General features: G+C 68.3%; 16 protein-coding genes. 4 read left to right on the plus strand and 12 right to left on the minus strand.

What is annotated here, in order from left to right; translation table 11 throughout:
• The 4 genes from JYG32_RS25505 to JYG32_RS25520 form a co-directional block, all read right to left on the minus strand.
• Positions 1–957 (minus strand): carbohydrate ABC transporter permease, encoded by a 957-nt coding sequence (locus JYG32_RS25505; protein WP_249744880.1) that lies wholly within the window; start codon positions 955–957, stop codon positions 1–3.
• 68 nt (positions 958–1,025) lie between these two features.
• Positions 1,026–2,294 carry an ABC transporter substrate-binding protein gene (locus JYG32_RS25510; protein WP_213265452.1) on the minus strand — a complete coding sequence of 423 codons (1,269 nt, stop codon included), beginning with the start codon at positions 2,292–2,294 and terminating at the stop codon, positions 1,026–1,028.
• Between the two features lie 157 nt (positions 2,295–2,451).
• A complete protein-coding gene (locus JYG32_RS25515; RefSeq protein ID WP_213265453.1) occupies positions 2,452–5,055 on the minus strand; it encodes an ATP-binding protein in 2,604 nt (867 codons plus the stop codon).
• A gap of 4 nt (positions 5,056–5,059) precedes the next feature.
• Positions 5,060–5,782, minus strand: a complete 723-nt coding sequence (locus JYG32_RS25520; protein ID WP_174378281.1) for a response regulator — start codon at positions 5,780–5,782, stop codon at positions 5,060–5,062.
• A 469-nt stretch (positions 5,783–6,251) separates the two neighbouring features.
• On the opposite strand from JYG32_RS25520, the gene JYG32_RS25525 reads away from it, so the two are divergent.
• Positions 6,252–6,434 (plus strand): hypothetical protein, encoded by a 183-nt coding sequence (locus JYG32_RS25525; RefSeq protein ID WP_213265454.1) that lies wholly within the window; start codon positions 6,252–6,254, stop codon positions 6,432–6,434.
• Positions 6,435–6,861: 427 nt separating this feature from the next.
• Positions 6,862–7,725 (plus strand): crotonase/enoyl-CoA hydratase family protein, encoded by an 864-nt coding sequence (locus JYG32_RS25530; protein ID WP_174378283.1) that lies wholly within the window; start codon positions 6,862–6,864, stop codon positions 7,723–7,725.
• A 49-nt stretch (positions 7,726–7,774) separates the two neighbouring features.
• Here JYG32_RS25530 and pdeR read toward each other — a convergent pair whose 3' ends face one another.
• The 4 genes from pdeR to JYG32_RS25550 form a co-directional block, all read right to left on the minus strand.
• Complete coding sequence (gene pdeR, locus JYG32_RS25535; RefSeq protein ID WP_213265455.1) at positions 7,775–9,778, minus strand: cyclic di-GMP phosphodiesterase; 2,004 nt, start codon at positions 9,776–9,778, stop codon at positions 7,775–7,777.
• A 711-nt stretch (positions 9,779–10,489) separates the two neighbouring features.
• Positions 10,490–14,134 (minus strand): hydantoinase B/oxoprolinase family protein, encoded by a 3,645-nt coding sequence (locus JYG32_RS25540; RefSeq protein ID WP_213265456.1) that lies wholly within the window; start codon positions 14,132–14,134, stop codon positions 10,490–10,492.
• Between the two features lie 115 nt (positions 14,135–14,249).
• The gene (locus JYG32_RS25545) at positions 14,250–15,548 is read right to left on the minus strand and encodes an MFS transporter (RefSeq protein ID WP_174378286.1); all 1,299 of its coding nucleotides are present in this window, start codon (positions 15,546–15,548) and stop codon (positions 14,250–14,252) included.
• 87 nt (positions 15,549–15,635) lie between these two features.
• Positions 15,636–16,409 (minus strand): putative hydro-lyase, encoded by a 774-nt coding sequence (locus tag JYG32_RS25550; protein ID WP_174378287.1) that lies wholly within the window; start codon positions 16,407–16,409, stop codon positions 15,636–15,638.
• Positions 16,410–16,614: 205 nt separating this feature from the next.
• Here JYG32_RS25550 and JYG32_RS25555 point away from each other — a divergent pair, with 205 nt between their 5' ends.
• Entirely contained in the window at positions 16,615–17,547 is a 933-nt protein-coding gene (locus JYG32_RS25555) for a LysR family transcriptional regulator (protein WP_213265457.1), read from the plus strand.
• Between the two features lie 22 nt (positions 17,548–17,569).
• On the plus strand, positions 17,570–17,875 hold the full coding sequence (locus tag JYG32_RS25560) for a hypothetical protein (protein ID WP_249744640.1): 306 nt from the start codon (positions 17,570–17,572) through the stop codon (positions 17,873–17,875).
• 218 nt (positions 17,876–18,093) lie between these two features.
• On the opposite strand, the gene JYG32_RS25565 is transcribed toward JYG32_RS25560, so the two are convergent.
• The 4 genes from JYG32_RS25565 to JYG32_RS25580 all read right to left on the minus strand — a co-directional run bounded on the left by JYG32_RS25565 (position 18,094) and on the right by JYG32_RS25580 (position 21,312).
• A complete protein-coding gene (locus JYG32_RS25565) occupies positions 18,094–18,420 on the minus strand; it encodes an antibiotic biosynthesis monooxygenase family protein (protein WP_034182033.1) in 327 nt (108 codons plus the stop codon).
• Positions 18,421–18,485: 65 nt separating this feature from the next.
• Positions 18,486–19,460 carry a YkgJ family cysteine cluster protein gene (locus JYG32_RS25570; protein ID WP_213265458.1) on the minus strand — a complete coding sequence of 325 codons (975 nt, stop codon included), beginning with the start codon at positions 19,458–19,460 and terminating at the stop codon, positions 18,486–18,488.
• On the minus strand, positions 19,454–20,266 hold the full coding sequence (locus JYG32_RS25575; RefSeq protein ID WP_213265459.1) for a MetQ/NlpA family lipoprotein: 813 nt from the start codon (positions 20,264–20,266) through the stop codon (positions 19,454–19,456). Before JYG32_RS25575 ends, JYG32_RS25570 begins: the two co-directional genes overlap by 7 nt.
• On the minus strand, positions 20,263–21,312 hold the full coding sequence (locus JYG32_RS25580) for a formylglycine-generating enzyme family protein (RefSeq protein ID WP_213265460.1): 1,050 nt from the start codon (positions 21,310–21,312) through the stop codon (positions 20,263–20,265). The genes JYG32_RS25575 and JYG32_RS25580 overlap by 4 nt, the downstream gene beginning before the upstream one ends.
• Positions 21,313–21,434: the final 122 nt, after the last annotated feature.

Here is a 21,434-nt window from a genome sequence, read left to right on the forward strand (position 1 = left end):
TCATGCCTCCTGCATCCGGCGGCGGCTGACCGCCATGTAGCCGATGGTGAACAGCACGATCGTGGCGAACAGCAGCATCGCCGACGCCGACCCGAACCCGACCTGCTGGAAATCGATCAGCTGTTCGCGCACATAGACCGACATGCTTTTCGTGATCCGGCTGTTCGACGTCATCACGTAGATCAGGTCGAACACGCGCAACGCGTCGAGCGAGCGGAAGATCATCGCGACCAGCACGCCGGGCAGGATCAGCGGCAGCGTCACCGACCGGAACACGCGCCAGCGCGGCACGCCGTCGACACGCGCGGCCTCGTAGCAATCGCGCGGCACGGTCTGCAGCGCGGCGAGCATCAGCAGCGCCATGAACGGCGTGGTCTTCCACACGTCGACGAGCACGATGGTCGGGAATACGAGGTGCGCATCGGCGGTGAACGCGAGCGGCTCATGGATCGCGCCGATCGACATCAGCATCGCGTTGACGATCCCGAACTGGTCGTTGAGCATCCAGCTCCAGATCTTCGCCGACACGACGGTCGGGATCGCCCACGGCACGAGCACGGCCGCACGCAGCAGCGTACGCAGCCGCGACGGCACGTCGAGCAGCAGCGCGACGCCGAGGCCCGTGCCCGTCTCGAGCACCACCGACACGACGGCGAACAGCACGGTATTGCCGACCGCCTGCCACCAGGCCGGGTCGCGCAGCACGCCCGCCGCGCCGAGATAGTTGTCGAGGCCGACGAAATGACGCTGCGACAGGTCGGACAGTTGCGCGTCGGTCAGGCTGAACCACGCGGTGCGCAGCAGCGGCCAGCCGGCGATCGCCGCCAGCGCGAGCAGTGCGGGCGCCACCAGCAGCCACGCCTGGCGTCGGCGCGCGTGGGCAAGCCCGGCCCGGGCCCGGGCGGGCGCCTGCACGAATACAGGAGTACTACTGATCTCGATGCTTCCGGTTCTCATTCGATGTCTCCTGTCAGGCCGGCGCCATGCGGCAGCCGGTCCGATCGATCAATCGCGCGCCGCGGCGCTCAGTGCCAGTTGCCGCCCGGCGCGAGCCGGTTGAGCGCGGCGGCGAGCCGCGCGAGCGCACCCGATGCGGTGTCGCTGCCGGCGAGCACGTCGTGCGCGGCGTTCCAGAACTGGTTGCTGACCTGGTTGTACTTCGCGCCGGTCACGGTCGACGGCCGCGCGACCGCCGTGCCGAAGGTCGGCAGCAGATCGGCCATGAACGGGTTGGCCTGCAGGATCTCCTTGTCGCGGTAGAGCGCCGGCATCGTCGGGTTGAACGACCCCTGGATCGCGCGCATCTTCTGCACTTCCGCGCTCGCCAGGTACATCACGAGATCGGCGGCCAGTTTCGGGTTCGGCGAGTAGCGCGACACGGCGAGCTGCCATCCGCCCAGCGCGGCGGCCGGGCGGCCGTCGGCGCCGCCCTTCGGCAGCGGCGCGATGCCGACCTTGCCCTTGATCGGGCTGCCCGTGCGATTCGCGATCGCCCATGCGTACGGCCAGTTGCGCATGAACACGGCGTTGCCGGCCTGGAACACGCCGCGGGCCTCCTCTTCGCCGTAGTTCAGCACGGCCTTCGGGCTGATCGTGCCGACCCATTTCGCCGACTGCTCGAGCGCCTTGATCGCGCCCGGGTTGTCGATCGTCACGCGGCCCTTGTCGTCGACCACCGTGCCGCCGTTGTAGCTGCTGACCCATTCGAGCGCATCGCAGGTCAGCCCTTCGTACGCACGCCCCTGCCACACGTAGCCCCAGACCTTCTCGTTGCCGGCGGCGCGCTCGCCCGACTGGACCTTGCGCGCGGTGGCGTCGAGTTCATCCCACGTTGCGGGCACTTTCACGCGGTACTTGTCGAGCAGGTCCTTGCGGTAGTAGAGCAGCCCCGTATCGATGAACCACGGCATCGCGACCAGCTTGCCGTTCACCGTATCGTTCGCGACGATGCTCGGGAACGACTGGCTTTCCAGTCCTTTGCTGTACGGCTTCAGGTCGATCAGGTGGTTCGCGAGGATACCCGGCCAGACCGTATCGATCTGCATCACGTCGATCTTGTCCGAGCCGCTGCCGAGCAACTGCTGATAAAGCGCCAGCGTCTCGCTCGAGTTATTCGGCATGCTGATGAACTCGACCTCGTTGCCGGTCTTCTCGGCCCAGCGCTTCGCCGAGACCTGGCAAATGTCCTGGTCGACGCCGGCCGCGCCACATGCGATCCGCAGCGTCGCCGCGCCGGCCGTGGCGGCCGTCATCGCGAGCGCCATCGTCAGCAAACCTGCCTTGAGCTTCGTCATTCGGTGTCTCCGGTTTTTTTCGAATCGTTCGAATCGTGCGCCGCGGTGTCGCGAGCGCGTCGCCGGGTGCCGTGGGTCTATGAGACTCCAGTCCGGTTAATCGAAAATTTCGGAAACGCGCCGCGCCATTAACAATCGAAACAATCGCCGTCGCGCGTCAGCCCAGCAGCGCGGCGAGTGCCGCCAGATCGAACGGCTTCGGCACGAACGGCAGGTCCGCGCGCCAGTCGGGATGGGTCTGATGAATCTCGGGCGGCAGGCCCGAGGTGAGCACGACGCGCTGCGCCGGCCAGCGCTCGGCGAGCCGCGCCGCGAACGCGATGCCGCTGCCGCCCGCGCCGAGCGAGATGTCCGACAGCACGAGCGTGACGGGGCCGTGCTCGGCCAGCCAGCGCAATGCCGCGTCGCCGGTCGCCACCGCGTCGGCCCGCGCGCCGAGCGCCGCGAACTGGCTGAGCGCCGTGTCGCGCACCTCGGGATCGTCGTCGACCACGAGCACGCGGGCACCGGCCGGTCCGGCAACGGGCGCGGCCGCGATGACGGCCGGCGTGCCGCGCCGTTCGGGCGGCGCGCACTCGGGCAGCCACAGTTCGACGCGCGTCCCCTGGCCGACCTCGCTGTGGATTCGCAGATCGCCGCCGCTCTGGCGCACGAAGCCGTAGACGCTGCTGAGCCCGAGCCCGCTCCCCTCGCCGGCCGCCTTGGTCGTGAAGAACGGCTCGATCACCTTGTCGAGCAGCACCGGCGCGATTCCGCAGCCCGTGTCGGTGACGCTCAGCACGATCGCGTGCGGCGCGGCGGCACCGTCGGCCGCCGGTTCGCGGCGCGCGGCCAGCGTCAGCGTCCCGCCGCCCGGCATCGCGGCGGCGCTGTTGAGCGCCAGGTTGAGGACCGCGTTCTCGAGCTGGCCGCGGTCGACGTTCACCCACATCGCGTCGGCGGCCGGCTCCAGCACGACGGCCACCCGCTGGCCCGCCGAGTATTCGACGAGATCGAGCATCTCCGCGAGCATCGCCCTGACCGACACGCGTTCGGCCTGCAGCGGCTGGCGCCGCGCGAACGCGAGCAGCCGCCGCGTGAGCCGCGACGCGCGTTCGGCCGCGCGGCGCGCCCGCTCGGCCATCGTCTGCGCGTCCTGCTGCCCGTCGAGTCGCGGCAGCAGCAGCTCCAGGTTGCCGAGTATCGCGACGAGGAAGTTGTTGAAATCGTGCGCGACGCCGCCCGTCAGCTGGCCGAGCACGTCCATCTTCTGCGCCTGGCGCAACTCCGCCTCGACCGCGCGCCGGCTCGTCAGGTCGCGGCAGACCGCCACCCATCCGCCGTCCGGAAGCGGCTGGCAGTGGAATTCGAGGGTCCGCTGGTCGCGCAGGTGCAGTTCGGCCGACGCGGCGATGCGCGCGCCGTCCGACGTGCGGGTCGCGGTCTCGCGCGACACCTGGCGCCAGCGCGCGGGCTGATGCATGGCCTGCCGCAGCGTCGCGAGCGACAGGCCCGCATGCAGCGCGCCCGGGTCGATCCCGAGCAGCGTCGCGAAGGTCGGATTCCACGCGATCAGGCTGCCGTGCGTGTCGTGGACGGACACCCCGTCGTTCATCGAGTTGAGCACCGACTCCTGCAGGCGGCGCTGCGACTCGAGCCCCTGGGTCAGTTGCTCTTTCTCGATCAGGTTGGTGCGGAACACCTCGAACGCGCGCGCCAGCTCGCCGATTTCGTCGGGCCGGTGCGTCGACGGCATCCGGTCGGACGTGATCCCTTTCGCGAGTCGCGTCATCACGCGCGTCATCGCCTGCAGCTTGTGCAGGATGCGGCTCGCATACGCGACGCCGAGCAGCGCCACCGCGACGCCCGCGACGGCCAGCAGCAGCAGGCCCGACTGGCTGGAGACCGCGACCTTGCGCACTTTGTCGCTGCGCTCGCTGGCGATCTGCCGCAACCGCTCGACGTAGCGCGCCGACTTGCCGCTCAGGTGATCCGCGTGGCCGCGCAGGACCGTGACGAGATAGCCCGTCTGCGCTTCGCTCGACAGAAACTCGCGGCGCACCGCGAACGCGTTGCGCGCACCGCCGTCGAGGCGCTGCAGCGCCTCGGCAAGCGCCGGCTGGCGGCGGTCTTCGCCGCGTTCACGCGCGCGCAGCCACAGCGCCTCGTTATCGCTTTCCGCGCTGCCGAGCTCCGCCGCGTTCGCCGCCTGCAGCGCACCGGCCGTGCGGGCCCAGATCTCGAGCAGCGTCGGCGCGCGCTGCGCGATCACGCTCTTGTCGCGCGCGATGCTGTCGCCGATGCGGTCGTTCGCGAGCCGCAGGTCGCTCAGTTCCTCCTTGAGCTGCCGCTGCCGGCCCGACACGATCAGCAGCCGGGCGAGATCCTGGTCGATCGCGTCGAGATCGTCGATCACCGCGAGCTGTTCGCCCGCCTTCGCGGCTGGGCCCGGCTGTTTGCCGAAGCCCGGCGACAACCGCCGGATGTCGCCGAGCAGGCCGCGCAGCAGCTCGGTGTCGTTGTGCAGCAAGTCCGGCGAATCGGTGAGCATCATGCTCGGCGCAACCGCGGCGAGCTGCGCGACCTTGTCCGACAACTCGAGCGCGCGGGCAATCTCCGGCACGACGTTCGCCTCGTATTCGTCGAGCGCGTTCTGGTTCGCGCGCATGCCGAGCACGCCGACCACCACGACCGCGAGCGTGATGCCGAACAGCAGCAGAAACGTCGCGATCAGCTTGGCCCGGACACTCCAGGGCGGCAACAGCCTGAACGTCGTGCGCATCGCGTCACACGCGCACGACGGGCACGGCGAACACATAGCCGATGCCGCGCTGCGTGCGGATATAGGTCGGCTGCTCGGGGTTCGGCTCGATCTTGCGGCGCAGGCGCAGGATCAGCACGTCGATCGTCCGGTCGTACACGTCGATGCCGAAGCCGCGCGTATGTTCGAGCAACTGGTCGCGCGACCAGACACGCGACGGCTGCTGCACCATCGCGGCGAGCAGCTCGAATTCGCCCTGCGTCAGCGCGCACGGGCCGCCGTTGTGCGTCAGCGTGCGCGCGGCGAGGTCCATCGTCCAGCCGTCGAAGCAGTAGCGCGGGCCGCCTCCGTTCGACGCGGGGCGCGGCATCGACAACTCGATCGTGCGCCGTAGCTGGGCGCGCACCCGCGCGATCAGTTCGCGCCCGGAGAACGGTTTCGTGACGAAATCGTCGGCGGCGGTCTCGAGGCCGAGTACGCGATCCGTCTCGTCGCCAAGGCCGCTGATCATGATGATCGACACGTCGGACCGGCGCCGCAGCTCGCGCGCGACCGTCAGGCCGTCCTCGCCGCGCAGCTTCAGGTCGAGAATCACGAGCGCGTGCGGCGCGGCCGCGAGCTGCTGCTGCATCCGGGCGGCGCTGTCGACCGCCGAGACCTCGAACCCGGCCTCTTCCAGCACGCCCTTCAGCCAGGCGCGCACGTCCGGATCGTCGTCCAGCACCAGGATCCGATGTTTTTCTGACATGGGTGTTCTCCTCCAAGCCGGTCGCGCGCCGATTCGATCGGCCGCGCGGTGCGGACTGGCATTTCTGTCGGTATGAGGCCGGACCGCGGTGGGTTGACGCAGTCGAGCCGGAAGCGAATGGTGGCCGATCCGGGCCAATCCTGGCAAGTTCCCGCGAACGCGAATCGGCATAAGGATGGGCGCGGCGCCACTTTCGCGTTCGCGTGGCTCAACAGGACGCGCGCGGGATTCTAACGTCGAAAAATCCCGGCGGGACTGCGCCGCGATCGGTGAATACCCTGCCCGGACCGCCGTTCGAACGTACGCGCCGACGTGCGTACGGCATGCCGCACGATTGCACCGGGCGTGCCGGCCGTGCAGGGGCACCGACCACGCATGCGCCCCGATGCCCGGACACGATCGGGCCGCCGACACGTCACGCGCGCCTGACGAGCGCATCGATCCGCGGCGATTTCGTCGATCGATCTGCATGACGAACGAAATCGACGTCGTGCTGCCAATCTCCGATCACGATCGCCGTGGCGTGTGCGGCATCTCGGTGCCGTTCACCGCGCTCACCGCACTCACCGCACTCACCGCGTTCACCGCGTTCACCGCGTTCACCGCGTTCACCGCGTTCACGCGATCGTGGCCCGCCCGGTTTCCGTTGTAGCGGCAATCGCTCCGCATCGCTGTCGTTGCCGCTTCCCGATAAAAAAACACACGCGAAATACCTGCGCGGCCTGCCGGTTTCGCGGCTCCGGCACACATCGAGAAAGACCTCCGCGCCACATCGCACTTTCCATCGCCGAAACGTCGGCGGCCTGCCGAGTCGCGCATGTCCTGCGCGAACCCCGCGGGAAACCGGCTTCCTGTATCGCACGGACGTCACGCATCGATTCGATCGCATGTAACCGATTTTTCTGCCGCCTCGTGATCGCCAACCGCGCGATCGGGTGACCCATTCAACACATCGGCCGAGTTTGTGCGGGCAACAATGGCGATGCCGCGCGACCGGGGCCATGCGGCCGTCTTGCATTTGCATGGAACGGGCACGCGACGGTTTTTCAAGCGCAAACCACAACTCACGAGGACATACCATGCAACTCCAATCCCATCCGGCGTGCCGCCCGTTTTACGAAGCCGGCGAACTCGCGCAACTGACTGCCTTTTACGAAGAAGGCCGCAACGTCATGTGGATGATGCTGCGATCGGAGCCGCGGCCGTGCTTCAACCAGCAACTCGTCACCGACATCATCCATCTCGCACGCGTCGCACGCGACTCGGGCCTCACGTTCGACTTCTGGGTGACGGGCTCGCTCGTCCCCGAGCTGTTCAACGTCGGCGGCGACCTGAGCTTCTTCGTCGACGCGATCCGCAGCGGCCGCCGCGACCAGCTGATGGCCTACGCGCGCTCCTGCATCGACGGCGTGTACGAGATCTACACGGGCTTCGGCACCGGGGCAATCTCGATCGCGATGGTCGAGGGCAGCGCGCTCGGCGGCGGTTTCGAGGCCGCGCTCGCGCATCACTACGTGCTCGCGCAGAAGGGCGTGAAACTCGGGTTCCCCGAGATCGCGTTCAACCTGTTCCCGGGCATGGGCGGCTATTCGCTCGTCGCGCGCAAGGCGCACCGCGGCCTCGCGGAATCGCTGATCTCGACCGGCGAAGCGCATGCGGCCGAGTGGTACGAGGACTGCGGGCTGATCGACCAGACGTTCGACGCCGGTGACGCGTATCTCGCGACGCGCACCTTCATCGACGTGACGAAGCCGAAGCTGAACGGCGTGCGCGCGATGCTGCGCGCACGCGAGCGCGTGTTCCAGTTGTCGCGCTCGGAGCTGATGGACATCACGGAAGCGTGGGTGCATGCGGCGTTCACGATCGAGCCGAAGGACCTCGCGTACATGGAACGCCTGGTGATGCTGCAGAACCGGCGCGTGTCGAAGCTGCGCACGGTGTAATGCGGCGGGCGCCGCCGGTTGCCGGCGGCGCCCCATGCAGGAACGAGGCTCAGGCGATCAGCCTGAGCTTTCTCGTCTCCGCGAGCCACGCCTCGAATGCCTGCGCCGGCATCGGGCGTGCGTAGTAGTAGCCCTGCGCGTGGTCGACGTCGAGCTGCTTGAGGAAGTCGGCTTCCGCATGTGTCTCGACGCCTTCGGCGACCACCGCGAAATTCAGCGCCTTCGCGAGCGACACGACCGAGCGCACCAGCGCCTGCGAGCGCGGATTGCGGTCGATGCCCGTGATGAAGGTGCGGTCGAGCTTGATCGCGTCGAGCGGCAGGCGCGACAACTGCGACAGCGACGAGTAGCCGGTGCCGAAATCGTCGAGATGGATCTGCGCGCCGAGCTGGCGAAACTGCCGCATCAGCCCGTTGGCGGAATCCTCGTCCTCGATGAAGCAGCTCTCGGTCAGCTCGATGTCGAGCAGGCAGGGCTTGAGCCCCGCGCCGTCGAGAATCGACGCGAACTGGTGCACGATGTTCATGTCCTGCAACTGCCGCGCGGACAGGTTCACCGCGATCCGGATGGCGAGCCCCTTCGCCTTCCACGCGGCGGCCTGCGCGGCCGCGGTGCGCATCACCCAGCGCCCGAGCGGCGCGATCAGGCCCGACTCCTCCGCGAAACGAATGAACTCGACCGGCGCGACGAGCCCGCGATCGGGCGACTGCCAGCGGATCAGCGCCTCGACGCCGTGCACGTCGCCGGTCGCGATATCGACGACCGGCTGGTAGTGCAGCACGAACTGCTCTTCCTCGAGCGCCTTGCGCAGGTTCGTGTCGAGCCACATGTACTTCGCGACCTTCTGGTTCATCTCCAGCGAGAACACGCGGTACGTATGCTTGCCTTCTTCCTTCGCGACATACATCGCGGTGTCGGCGCTGCGAATCAGCGTCTCGAGAGAATCGCCGTGCTGCGGATGCATCGCGATGCCGATCGAGCAACTCGTGTAGACCTCCATCAGCCCGAGGTGGATCGGCGTGCGCAGCCGTTCGAGGATGATCTGCGCGGTCGCTTCGAGCAGCGGCCGCGTGCCGTGCTCGAACAGCACGAGGAATTCGTCACCGCCGAGCCGCGCGAGCGTCGCGCCGGACGGCAGGCAGCCGCTGATGATCGTGGACACGTCCTGCAGCAGGCGGTCACCGGTGATGTGGCCGTAGTGATCGTTGACGCGCTTGAAGTTGTCGAGATCGAGGAACAGGATGCCGACCTGGCCGCGCGACACGGCGCTGTCGTCGGCGATCGCCGCATGGATGCGCTCGCTGATCGCATGGCGGTTCGGCAGCCCGGTGAGCACGTCGGTGTTCGCGAGTTCGGTGAGCCGATGCTGCGCGTTGCGCTCCTCGGTGATGTCGATGCCCGAGCAGATCAGGAACTGCTCTTCCACGCCGCTGCCGCTCTGCACGAACTTGTTGCGGAACTGGAACAGGCGCGGCCCGTTGACCGTATTGATGTAGCGCTCGACCGCGAACGAGTGGTTGCTCGCGAAAAAGCCGGTGATGTTGCTGCGCGACTGCGCGCCCTGCTCGGGGCTCATGAACAGCTCGAACGCGCTGCGGCCGATCACGTCGACTTCGCGCTTGCCCGTCACTTCCTCGCACAGGCGGTTGAAGCGCTGCACCATCCCGTTGCGGTCGAGAATCACGACGAGCGAATTCACTTCGGACACGACCTGCTCGGCGAACTCGAGCCCGTGCGCGAGATCGCCCGCGACGGACACGGCATCGGAATAGGCGCAGGCCGTGCCGGCCCAGTCGGTCGTGTCGACCTTCCTGCCGACGAGATGGAGGCTGACCGGCTCGCCGAACAGCGCGATGTCGAGCACGAGGTGCGACGTGACGCCCGTCAGCGCACGGATGCGCGCGGCCTGCTCGACCGTCAGCGCAACGGCGACGTTGGTCAGGCCGCGGACGGCGGCCAGTTCGAGCGCATTGCTGTCGCTGCCGAGACGCCAGCAGGGGCTGCGCGTACCGACATGCGCCTCGAGCACCGCGCTATCGTTTTCGTCATCCATGGACACGCCCCGATCCAGAAAAAAACGCACAGTGTAGACGGAGGCGAACTGGCCGACTGCCCTCCCGGGCCGCGCAGCGCGCGTTCCCGGCAAGGCAGCCGTGATTGCCGTGACAACGGCCCACGTCCCGTACTTGGTTCCAACCAATGCGACCGGCGTTCGCGCGTAATGCGCGCAGGTTTTGCCTAACGAATGATGAGAGCCATCTTATCAAATGACGATGAGGATTGGCACTCACATTTAGTGAAGAGTGTCAAGGAATCGGGACTCGATTGGCAAGCCGGATTTTTCATGATTGGCGGCATGCTCAAGCGCTGGTGAGGCGGTGCGAAATGGGGCTGGCGAGATGGGCGGAGCGCCTTGCTCCCAAAGGGTTCGCGGGAAATTCATAAATGTGGGGACTGATGGCCGTCGGGACCGCCACGGCAGAGCCGGATCGCGTTCCTGCGACACGAAATCCGGCCAATTTGATTCCGTTCTTGCGTGAATGCGCCGCTTTATTCCACAGTCGGTTGCAATATCGGGCCGACTGCCGAAGCGGCGTGTTTTACCGGATCCTGCTGCCCCGAAGCGGCGTGTTTTACCGGGTCCTGCTGCCGGCGCGGGTGGAACCGGTACGGCGCGCCGTTGCGGCCGGCGCGCGAGACGCGCGGCGGGCGTTCGCCGCCCCGCACGAACGCCCGCCGTCAACGCTGCCGCGCGTGCCGCGGCTCAGCCCGCCGCGCCGTATCCGCCGCCGCCCGGCGTTTCGACGACGAACACGTCGCCCGGCGCCATCTGCGCGCGGCCGATATGGTCGAGCGCCTCGACCGTGCCGTCCGCGCGCTCGATCGTGTTGCGGCCGAGCGCGCCGGCTGCGCCGCCCGCCGCGCCGAACGGCGCATGGATCCGGTTGTTCGACAGGATCGACGCGGTCATCGGTTCGAGGAAGCGGATCCGCCGCACCGCGCCGTCGCCGCCGCGCCAGCGCCCGCCGCCGCCCGAGCCGGCGCGGATCCGGTGCGAATCGAGCCGCACCGGGTAGCGCCATTCGAGCACTTCCGGATCGGTCAGCCGCGAGTTCGTCATGTGCGTCTGCACCGCGCCGACACCCGCGAAGCCGTCGCCCGCGCCGCTGCCGCCCGCGATCGTCTCGTAGTACTGGTATTGATCGTTGCCGAATGTGAAATTATTCATCGTGCCCTGGCTCGACGCGACGCAGCCGAGTGCGCCATACAGCGCGTTGGTGATCGCCGACGACGTCTCGACGTTGCCCGACACGACCGCGGCCGGATACTCGGGGTTCAGCATCGAGCGCGCGGGCACGATCACCGTCAGCGGCTTCAGGCAGCCGGCGTTCAGCGGGATGTCGTCGCCGACCAGCGTGCGGAACACGTACAGCACCGCGGCCATGCACACGGCCTTCGGCGCATTGAAGTTGTTGTCGAGCTGCGCGGACGTGCCGGTGAAATCGATCTCCGCGCGCCGTGCCGCGCGATCGACGCGGATCGCGACGCGAAGCTCCGCGCCGTTGTCGAGCGGATAGCGGTACGCGCCGTCCTGCAGCGCGCCGATCACGCGCCGCACGGCTTCTTCCGCGTTGTCCTGCACATGCCCCATGAACGCGAGCACGACGTCGCGGCCGAACTGCGCGACCATCCGGCGCAACTCGTCGACGCCCTTCTGGTTCGCGGCGACCTGCGCGCGCAGGTCGGCCATGTTCTGCTCGACGTTGCGCGCCGGATAGCGGCCCGACGCGAGCAGCGCGCGCGTATCGGCATCGCGCAGCACACCGGCCGACACGAGCTGCCAGTTGTCGATCAGCACGCCCTCCTCGTCGATATGCGTCGAATCGGGCGGCATCGAGCCCGGCGTCGTGCCGCCGATATCCGCGTGGTGGCCGCGCGAGCCGACGTAGAACAGCGGCGTGTCCGCGCCGTCCGCGAACACCGGCGTGATGACCGTCACGTCCGGCAGGTGCGTGCCGCCGTGATACGGGTCGTTCAGCATGAACACGTCGCCGTCGCGCATGCGGCCGCGGTTGCGCTCGATCACCGTGCGGATGCTCTCTCCCATCGAGCCGAGGTGCACGGGCATGTGCGGCGCGTTCGCGATCAGGTTGCCGTCGCCGTCGAAGATCGCGCACGAGAAGTCGAGCCGCTCCTTGATGTTCACCGAATACGCGGTGTTCTGCAGCCGCAGCCCCATCTGCTCGGCGATCGACATGAACAGGTTGTTGAAGATCTCGAGCCGCACCGGATCGGCATCGGTGCCGAGCGAGCGACGCGTCGGCAGCGGCGTCGTGCGCGTCAGCACGAGGTTGCCCTGCGCGGTCATCCGTGCGCGCCAGCCGGGCTCGACGACGGTCGTGCCGTTTTTCTCCGCCACGATCGCCGGGCCGTCGATCGCGTCGCCGGCGAGCAGCGTGTCGCGCACGTAGAGCGCCGCGTCGTGCCACCGGCCGCCGGAATAAAAGCGCACGGCGGAATCGGCGCGCGGTGCAGCGGCGGCGCCGTCCCCGCGCGGCGCGAGCGGCGCGATTTCCACCGGCGCGTCGGAGCGGCCGATCGCCTCGACCGACGCCAGTTCGGCCACGAGCGGCGTACCGGGCATCAGGAACGCGTAGCGCTGCCGGTACGCAGCCTCGAACGCCTGCTGCATCGCGTCGACGCTGCCGGCCGGCACGTCGAGCGCCGAATCGGTGCCCTGGTAACGCAGGTGCACGCGCCGCTCGGTCGCGATCCGCTCCGGCGGCACGCCCTGTTCGAGCAGCGCGCCGACGGCCTCGTCGGCCAGCCGGTCGAGCGCCGCGTTCAGCGCCGGCAGCGACGCATCGGACAGCACGGCCTCGACCGCGCGCTCGCGCATCGCGGTCTGGTCGGCAAGACCCATCCCGTACGCGGACAGCACGCCCGCGAGCGGATGCGCGAACACCTGCGTCATCCCGAGCGCGTCGGCCACGCCGCACGCGTGCTGGCCGCCCGCGCCGCCGAACGTCGTCAGCACGTAGCGCGACACGTCGTGGCCGCGCTGCACGGAGATCTTCTTGATCGCGTTCGCCATGCTGCCGATCGCGATTTCGAGGAAGCCTTCGGCGAGCGCCTCGGGCGTCTCGCGCCGCCCCGTCGCCGCATGGATTTCATCGGCAAGCGCTTCGAACTTCGCGACCACGCCGTCGCGATCGAGCGGTTGGTCCGCATGCGGGCCGAACACGCGCGGGAAATGATCGGGCTGGATCTTGCCGAGCATCACGTTGCAGTCGGTCACCGTCAGCGGGCCGCCGCGCCGGTACGCGGCCGGCCCCGGGTTCGCGCCGGCCGATTCGGGCCCGACGCGCAGCCGCGCGCCGTCGAAGCCGAGCACCGAGCCGCCGCCCGCGGCGACCGTATGGATGCTCATCATCGGCGCGCGCATCCGCACGCCGGCCACCTGCGTCTCGAACACGCGCTCGAACTCGCCGTTGTAATGCGACACGTCGGTCGACGTGCCGCCCATGTCAAAGCCGATCACCTGGCCGAAGCCGGCCGCGCGCGCGGCGCGCACCATCCCGACGATGCCGCCCGCCGGGCCCGACAGGATCGCGTCCTTGCCCTGGAACGCATCGGCGCGCGTCAGCCCGCCGCTGCTCTGCATGAACTGCAGGTTCACGCCCGGCATCTCGTGCGCGACCTGCTCGACGTAGCGGCGCAGGATCGGCGACAGGTACGCGTCGACGACGGTCGTGTCGCCGCGCGACACCATCTTCATCAGCGGCGACACCTCGTGCGACACCGACACCTGCGTGAAGCCGATGCGGCGTGCAAGCTCGGCGAGCGCACGTTCATGCGCGGTATGGCGATAACCGTGGATCAGCACGATCGCGAGCGCACGCACGCCGGTGTCGAACACGCGGCGCAGCGACGCTTCGGCGCTCTCGACATCGAGCGGCACGACGACGTCGCCATGCGCGCCGATGCGCTCGTCGATCTCGACGACGGTCTCGTACAGCGCATCGGGCAGCACGATGTCGAGATCGAACAGGCGCGGCCGGTTCTGGTACGCGATGCGCAGCACGTCGCGAAAGCCGCGCGTCGTCGCGAGCGCGGTACGTTCGCCCTTGCGTTCGAGCAGCGCGTTGGTCGCGACCGTCGTGCCCATCTTCACCATGTCGACGTGCGCGGGCGTGATCGGCTCGCCATGTGCCAGGCCGAGCAGGTGGCGGATACCGGCCACGGCCGCGTCGCGATACTGCTCGGGGTTCTCCGACAGCAGCTTGTGCGTGACGAGCGTGCCGTCGGGCCGGCGCGCGACGATGTCGGTGAACGTGCCGCCGCGGTCGATCCAGAATTGCCAGCGCGCGGCGTCGGAGGGAACGGGAGAAAGGTGTCGGTCAGTCATGATGGTCGATGCGTCGTGAAATCTCGGAACGAGCACCGCCGCACGGTGCGCGTCGCGCGCCGTGTCACGGTGTCGATGAAAGGGGAAGAAAACGAAGGGCGGGCCGCCCCGCCGCTTACGCGGCGTCGAGCTCGCGGCCGCGCGTCTCGGGCAGCGTCAGCGCGGCGACGATCACCACGCCGTATGCCGCGACCGCGAAGATCCCGATGCTCGTGCCGAGGCCATATTGCTTCGACAGCGCGCCGATCAGGAACGGGAACAGTGCGCCGATCGCGCGGCCCACGTTGTAGCAGAAGCCTTGGCCCGAGCCGCGCACGCGGGTCGGGAACAGTTCGGTGAGGAACGCGCCCATCCCCGAGAAGATGCCCGATGCGAAGAAACCGAGCGGAAAGCCGAGCCACAGCATCGACGCGTTGGTCAGGTTCAGCGACGTGTATGCGAACGCAATCACCATCGAGCCGATCGCGAACAGGATGAAGTTCGGCTTGCGGCCGAGGCGGTCGGTCAGGTACGCGCTCGTCAGGTAGCCGACCCACGAGCCGAAGATGATCATCGCGAGATACCCGCCGGTGCCCATCACGGTCAGGTGCCGCTCGGTCTTCAGGAACGTCGGCAGCCACGTCGTGATCGCGTAGTAGCCGCCCTGCGCACCGGTCGTCAGCAGCGCCGCGCGCAGCGTCGTCGTGATCAGCTTCGGCGCGAAGATCTCGGTGAGGCGCGGTGCGTCGGCCACCTTCGCCTGCGCGGCCTTCTCCTTCTCGTAGACGTCCGGCTCCTTCACGTAACGGCGGATCGCGACGACCAGCAGCGCGGGCGCCAGCCCGACGAGGAACAGCGCGCGCCATGCCTGCTCGGCCGGCAGCACCGAGAACAGCAGCGCATACAGCAGCGCGCACAGCCCCCAGCCGATCGCCCAGCCCGACTGCACGAGGCCGACCGCCTTGCCGCGGTCGCGCGCGCGGATCACTTCACCGATCAGCACCGCGCCGGCCGTCCATTCGCCGCCGAAGCCGAAGCCCATCAGCGCACGCGCCGCGAGCAACTGGTGATAGTTCTGCGCAAGCCCGCACAGCGCGGTGAACACCGCGAACCACAGCACCGTGAGCTGCAGCGTGCGCACGCGGCCGATCCGGTCGGACAGGATGCCCGCGATCCAGCCGCCGAGCGCCGACGCGAGCAGCGTGATCGTGCCGATGAAACCGGCGTCCGCGAGCGAGATGCCCCAGGTCGCGACGAGCGTCGGGATCACGAACGACAGCATCTGCGTGTCCATCCCGTCGAGCATGTAGCCGACCTTGCAACTCCAGAACGCGCGGCGCTCGCGCGGCTGCGCGTCCGCGTACCACGAGAACAGGCCGCTACGCTCGGGGCTCGCGGGCTCGGCGGCGGGTGCCGCGAGGGTCTTGCTTTCCATGGTGGTGCTCCTGTCGTTATGCGCGGTCAATTGCGTGTGGTGTGTCGTATGTCGTGCGTGCGTCGCGCACGTCGCCGCGATGCCGGATCAGAACACGGCCAGCGACGCGTTCGTGATGTCGGTCATCAGCATGTGGCCGGGCGTATGCGCGATCGCGACCGGCAGCTTCGCGTCCATCAGCGCGGTTTGCGGCGTCACGCCGCACGCCCAGAACACCGGCAGCTCGCCGTCGCGGATCGTCACCGCATCGCCGAATTCGGGTGCGTTCAGATCCGCGATGCCCAGTTCCTGCGGGTGGCCGATATGGATCGGTGCGCCATGCACGCCCGGGAACCGGCTCGTGATCTGGACCGCGCGGATCGCGTCGGCGCCGCGCATCGGCCGCATCGACACGACGAGCTGGCCGCCGAAGATCCCCGCGCGACGGTTCGCGATCGACGTGCGGTACATCGGCACGTTGCGGCCCTCCTCGACGTGGCGCAGCCCGATCCCTTCACGGGCGAGCATGTCCTCGAACGAGAACGAGCAGCCGATCGCGAATACGACGAAGTCGTCGCGCCACAGCGCTTCCAGCGACTCGACGCGTTCGGTCAGGCGGCCGTCGCGGTACACGTTGTAGCTCGGCACGTCGGTGCGGATGTCGAGATCCTCGCCGAGCGCGTCGATCCGGAACGCGCCCGGTTCACCGACGCCGAGCAGCGGGCACGCTTTCGGATTCGCCTGACAAAAGCGCAGGAAATCGTGCGCGTACGCATCGGGCAGGATCGCGAGATTCGCTTGCGCGAACGGGCCGCAGTGGCCTGCGGTCGGGCCGCGGAACGCGCCGTGGCGCACGGACTGGCGGAATTCGGAAGGCGTCATGAGATTCAATGGCAGATCGGGATGTCGTCGGGATGACGGTGTCGTGTCATCGGATACGGCGAAGAATAGAAAAGAAAAAATTTTGTCGCCAACGAGTTTTTCTGCGCTTGATGTATAGAATTTCTTAACGGATCTTGGGGTTTTCCCCGGTCCCGTTCACTTTTCCTCACCGGCAAGCTGCGCATCCACCGTCCGTCCGACCGCCATGAACACGCGTTTTCTCGAAACCTTCGTCACGCTCGCGAAGCTGCGCAACTTCCGCACGACGGCCGCCGCGCTGCACGCGACGCCGGCGGCGATCTCGCAGCGCCTGAAGGCGCTCGAGGACGAATTGCAGACGGTACTCGTCGACCGCGACAGCCGCGAATTCCGGCTCACGCCGAACGGCGAGTACCTGCTCGGTTATGCGAAAGCCGTCGTCGAGGCGACGCAGGAGCTGCAGGCCGCCGCGTCCGGCGAAAGCGCACTGCGCGGCAAACTGCGGCTCGGCGTGATCGAGACCGTCGTGCATAGCTGGCTGCCGCACTATATGCGCCGCCTCGCCGCCGACTATCCGCAGCTCGAGATCGACCTGACCGTCGATGTGAGCGTCGTGCTGCAGCGCCGGCTGATGGCCGGCGAACTCGACCTGATCATCCGCGTCGAGGGCAGCGACGAGGCGTCGGTCGTCTGCGACGCGCTCGCGAACTATCCGGTGCGCTGGATCGCGCGCGCGGGGCTGCTGCCGAACGCGCGCACGGGCCTCGCGCGGCAGGTACTGCGCCAGCCGATCCTCACCTACGGGCGCGGCACCGCGCCCCACCGTGCGCTGGAGGACATCGTCCGCACGCTTGCGCACGCGCACGGCGTGCCGTTGTCGGACACGCGCATTACCGGATCGCCGTCGATCTCGGTGATCGTACAGCTCGTGCGCGACGGCTTCGGCGTCGCCGCGATTCCGGTGCTGTTCGTCGATGCGCTGATCGAGAGCGGCGAGGTTGTCGAGCTGCCGCTGCAGCCGTCGCCGCCGTCGATCGTCGTGTCGATGTCGCGGCGCGCGGATGCGCCGCGGTTCGTGCACGGCGCGGCGATCGCCGCGCGGGCCGCGTGTCATGAGTATTGCGAGAAGAGTACGCGGCGGCTGGTTGAGGCGCTTTGACGCGGTGCGGGGTGTTGCGAGGTTGCGCATCCGGCGCGGAATCGCGCTGTCCGACCTCGGTGCGATCCTGATCGAAACCAACGATCAGGCGCCGTTCGTGTCGGACGTCTGGTGGATCCTGTTCGATACGAGCAAGCAGTTCGCGTGCGGGTTCCCGCAGGACGCCGAAGGCGCGAAGGCGGCAGTCGACCGGCTGCTCGACCTGCCCGCCATCGATCACCGCAAGGTCATCGACGCGCAGACGTCGGTCCAGAACGCGACGTTCCCGATCTGGGAACGCGCGGCGCAAGCGGCGCCGAAAGACGGCGAAACGCAACGCACCGACTGAACGCGCGCCGCGATGACGTTCGAAGGCACGGCCGCCGAACCACGTGGCCGCGCCTCCTTTGTGGACGAACTGACGACGTGAAGCTCCGCCACCTTAGCCATGCTTGATGAAGAATTGAATGCACGCGATGCCGCCGAAACCCGCATACCAAGGTGGGCCGCCCGGCGCGGCCTCTTGTTATTTATCCGCAATCAAAAAGAAATGAATCAGACAGCCAGTCACGCGGATTGCCCCGCGTGCGGCTGCGTCAGCTTGCCGTCGCCGTACTCGCGGAGCACCTTCGAGATCACGACGCGATAACCGTCCAGCCAGCGCGCCTGTTTCGCCTTGGCTTCGAGATGGGCCGGATGCTGCATCAATTGCTGCAATGCCGCCTCCGATTCCCAGTAGTAGACGTTCTGGATCAGCCCCGCTTCGGCGTTCTCCCACGTCTCCTCGCCGAGATAGCCGGGCGTCGCGCGCGCCATGTCGGCGATCTGCCGGTCGAGCCGGTGAAATTCGTCGTCGTATTGTCCGGCACGAAAAATGAAGGTCGACGCGTACATGCCCGCTCCGTCGTAAACGATTGAAAGAGCGCCAAGTGTAAGGCACGCGCGGCGTGCCGCGATCGTTATGCGGCGTGCGGACTGGCGTCGAGCCATGCGTCGATGTGCGACGCGTCTTCATGCGTTCCGGCCGCGCGCGCCGGCATCGCCGCAAGCGCGTGCCGCGCACGTTCGAGCGCCTGCGCGAAGCCGCGCAACTCGCGCGTCGCGGGCCGGTCGTCGACACGCCGGCGCGCGAGCGCCGCTTCGACGTTCGCGCCGATCAACGCGAGCTGGGCGTCGATGAAGTCGATGCACAGCGCGCGGCAATGCGCGGAAACCTGCGCGACAGCCAGCAGGACGGGCACGATCGACACGGTCAGGTAGCCGCCCGGCGCGAGCCGCGTCAATGCGTGACGCACGTCCTGCCCGCCACCGATCAGCGACGCGAACACGGCATCGCGCCACACCGCGCGCTCGAACGCGAGCGCATCACGATACGTGTCGAGCGCTGCGCGATCCGCGACTTGCCCGGCCGTCACCAGTGGAATCGGAAACGCGGGTTCGACGGCAGGCCGTTCGTCACCCGCCTCGACAATGCAATTCGCGCCAAGCCATCCCGCCTCGTCGCGCCGTGCGGCGAGCACGCGCGACTGCAACCGGTCCGGCAGCATCGGATCGAGCGGCACCGCGCCGCAGATCGCCGGCTTCTCCGCATGCACGCTGCAGCGGCCGTCGTCGGCGAGCGCCGTGCAACGGCCGAGCGACGGATAGTCGTAACCCTGCAGCGTCAGTGCGACCCATTCGCCATTCGCGCCGCCGATACGATGGAACAACCGTTCCGCCAGCGCATCGGAATCCGCAACATCGTCCGCGTCGAGCGCATGCTCGCGCCCGCCCGCACGCCAGCGTTCGCCGATTCGCGGCTTCGGCACGCGACGGATCGTCAGTGCGCCGACGAAGCGGTGCCGATGCCTGAACAATTCGCGCAACGACAGCGTCGGCGCGCTGTTGCAGCAGCGTCCGCATGCGTTGCACGCGAGCAGGTACGTGTCTACCACGGCCGCCGCACCGAGTCCTGGTAACGCGTGAAGATGAAGCGCGCGACGTCGTCCGAGTGATACGCGGCGACGAGTTGCGCGACCCACGGTTTCGCGCGATCGGCGTTGCGCACCGTCAGCACGTTCGCATACGGCGAACGCGCATCCTCGATGCCGATGCTGTCGCGCGCGGGCTGCAGCCCGACGCGGGCGGCATCGTCGCTGTCGATCGCGACGAACGCGGCCGTGTCGAGCGCGGCGTAAAGACGATTGCGACGCAGCGCGACGAGCTTCAGCCCGAGCCGGTTGCCGGTCACATCGCGCAGCGTCGCATGCAGGCCCGCCTGCTCGCGCAGCGTCACCAGCGTGTCGTTCTGCAACAGCACGAGCGCGCGCGCCATCCCGCGCGGATCGGCGGGAATCGCGACCGTCGCGCCGGGTTGCAGTTCGTTCAGGTTTTTCAGCTTGCGCGAATAGAGCGCCATCGGCAGCGTGACGGTCGGCGCGACTTCGGCCAGCGCATAACGTTTCTGCGCGCGCGTCGCGGCAAGCTGCTGCGCATCCTCGAAGCTGGCCGCGTCGATCCGGCCGTCGGCGAGCGCCGCGTCGATGCGCGACGCATCATCGAATTCGACGACGTCGACGCCTAGCCCTCGCGCAGCCGCAACCCGTTTCACTTCGTCCAGGATCTGCGCATGCACGCCGCGCGTCACGCCGACGCGCACGGCCGGGGCCGCGGATTCGGCCGCAACGGCCGATCCCTGATGCACGACACCGCACGCGGCCAGCAGCCACACGGAAACGAATCGCACGATGCCCTTCCTCATGAAGCATCCCTCAAGATCGTACGAAAGCCGATGTGCGATGCGCCGAGATCGGCCTCCTGCTGTTCGCGCGACGACGCGCGATAACGCACGCAGTAGTCGCGCGAGCACAGGAACGAGCCGCCCTTGATGACCATCGGCGTATCGTGCCGGCGCGTCGGCGGCGCAACGGCCGCCGTGTCGCCGTTCGTGTGCGACTGGTGCGGGCCCGTGTATGTGTCCTTCGTCCATTCCCATGCGTTGCCGATCATGTCGTAGAGGCGGAAGCCGTTCGCCGCATAGCAACCGACCGGCGCGAGGTCCGCGTGACCGTCTTCGGCCGTATCGAGCACCGGGAACGCACCTTGCCAGTAGTTCGCGGCCGGCTTGCCCTGCGCGTCGAGCGGCGCGGCGTCGAGCGACGCGTCGTCGCGGCCGGCCTTGCCCGCGTATTCCCATTCGGCCTCGGTCGGCAGATCGCGGCCAAGCCAGCGCGCATAGGCCAGCGCATCGCGCTGCGTGACGAGCGTGACGGGCAGGTTGCCGAGCCCGTCGACGCCGCTGCCGGGGCCGCGCGGATGGCGCCACGACGCACCCTTCACCCACGACCACCACGCGAGGTCGCGCGCATTCATCTCGTCGCGCGTCGGTACATGGAACACCGCCGCGCCGCCCTGCTGCTCGGCTTCGGTCACATAGCCGGTCGCCTGCACGAACGCGGCGAACTGCGCGATCGTCACGTCGGTCTGGTCGACCCAGAAGCCGCCGACACGCGTGCGGCCGTCGCCGACCGGACGCTCGTCCGCATAACCACGCGTGCTGCCGAACACGAACGCGCCGCCGCGCAAGTGCACCATCCCGGCCTTCGGGTCGTCGCGCCACTTTGCAGGCAGCCCCGAGTAGCGCTCGCACTGCCGTTCCGAACCGAGCGGCGCGAGCGCGCGGCCGCGATTCGCGTCGTCGAAAGCACCGCCAGCCGGTGCCGCCGGATTCGCATAACCGGCCGCGAACGCGGCGGCGAACAGCGTGGCGGCGAGCGCCGCGCCGATCGTCCAGAACCGGAACCGCATCGTGTCATCCTTTCAAGAAAACGCCTTGCCGCCCCAGGTTGTTCGCCCCGGAGGAAGTCCCCTTGGGGGACGCCCTGAAGGAAGCTCCCTTGGGGGATGCCCCGTCGGGGGGACCTGGAGCG

This window comes from Burkholderia pyrrocinia, from assembly GCF_018417535.1.
Classification (GTDB): domain Bacteria; phylum Pseudomonadota; class Gammaproteobacteria; order Burkholderiales; family Burkholderiaceae; genus Burkholderia; species Burkholderia pyrrocinia_E.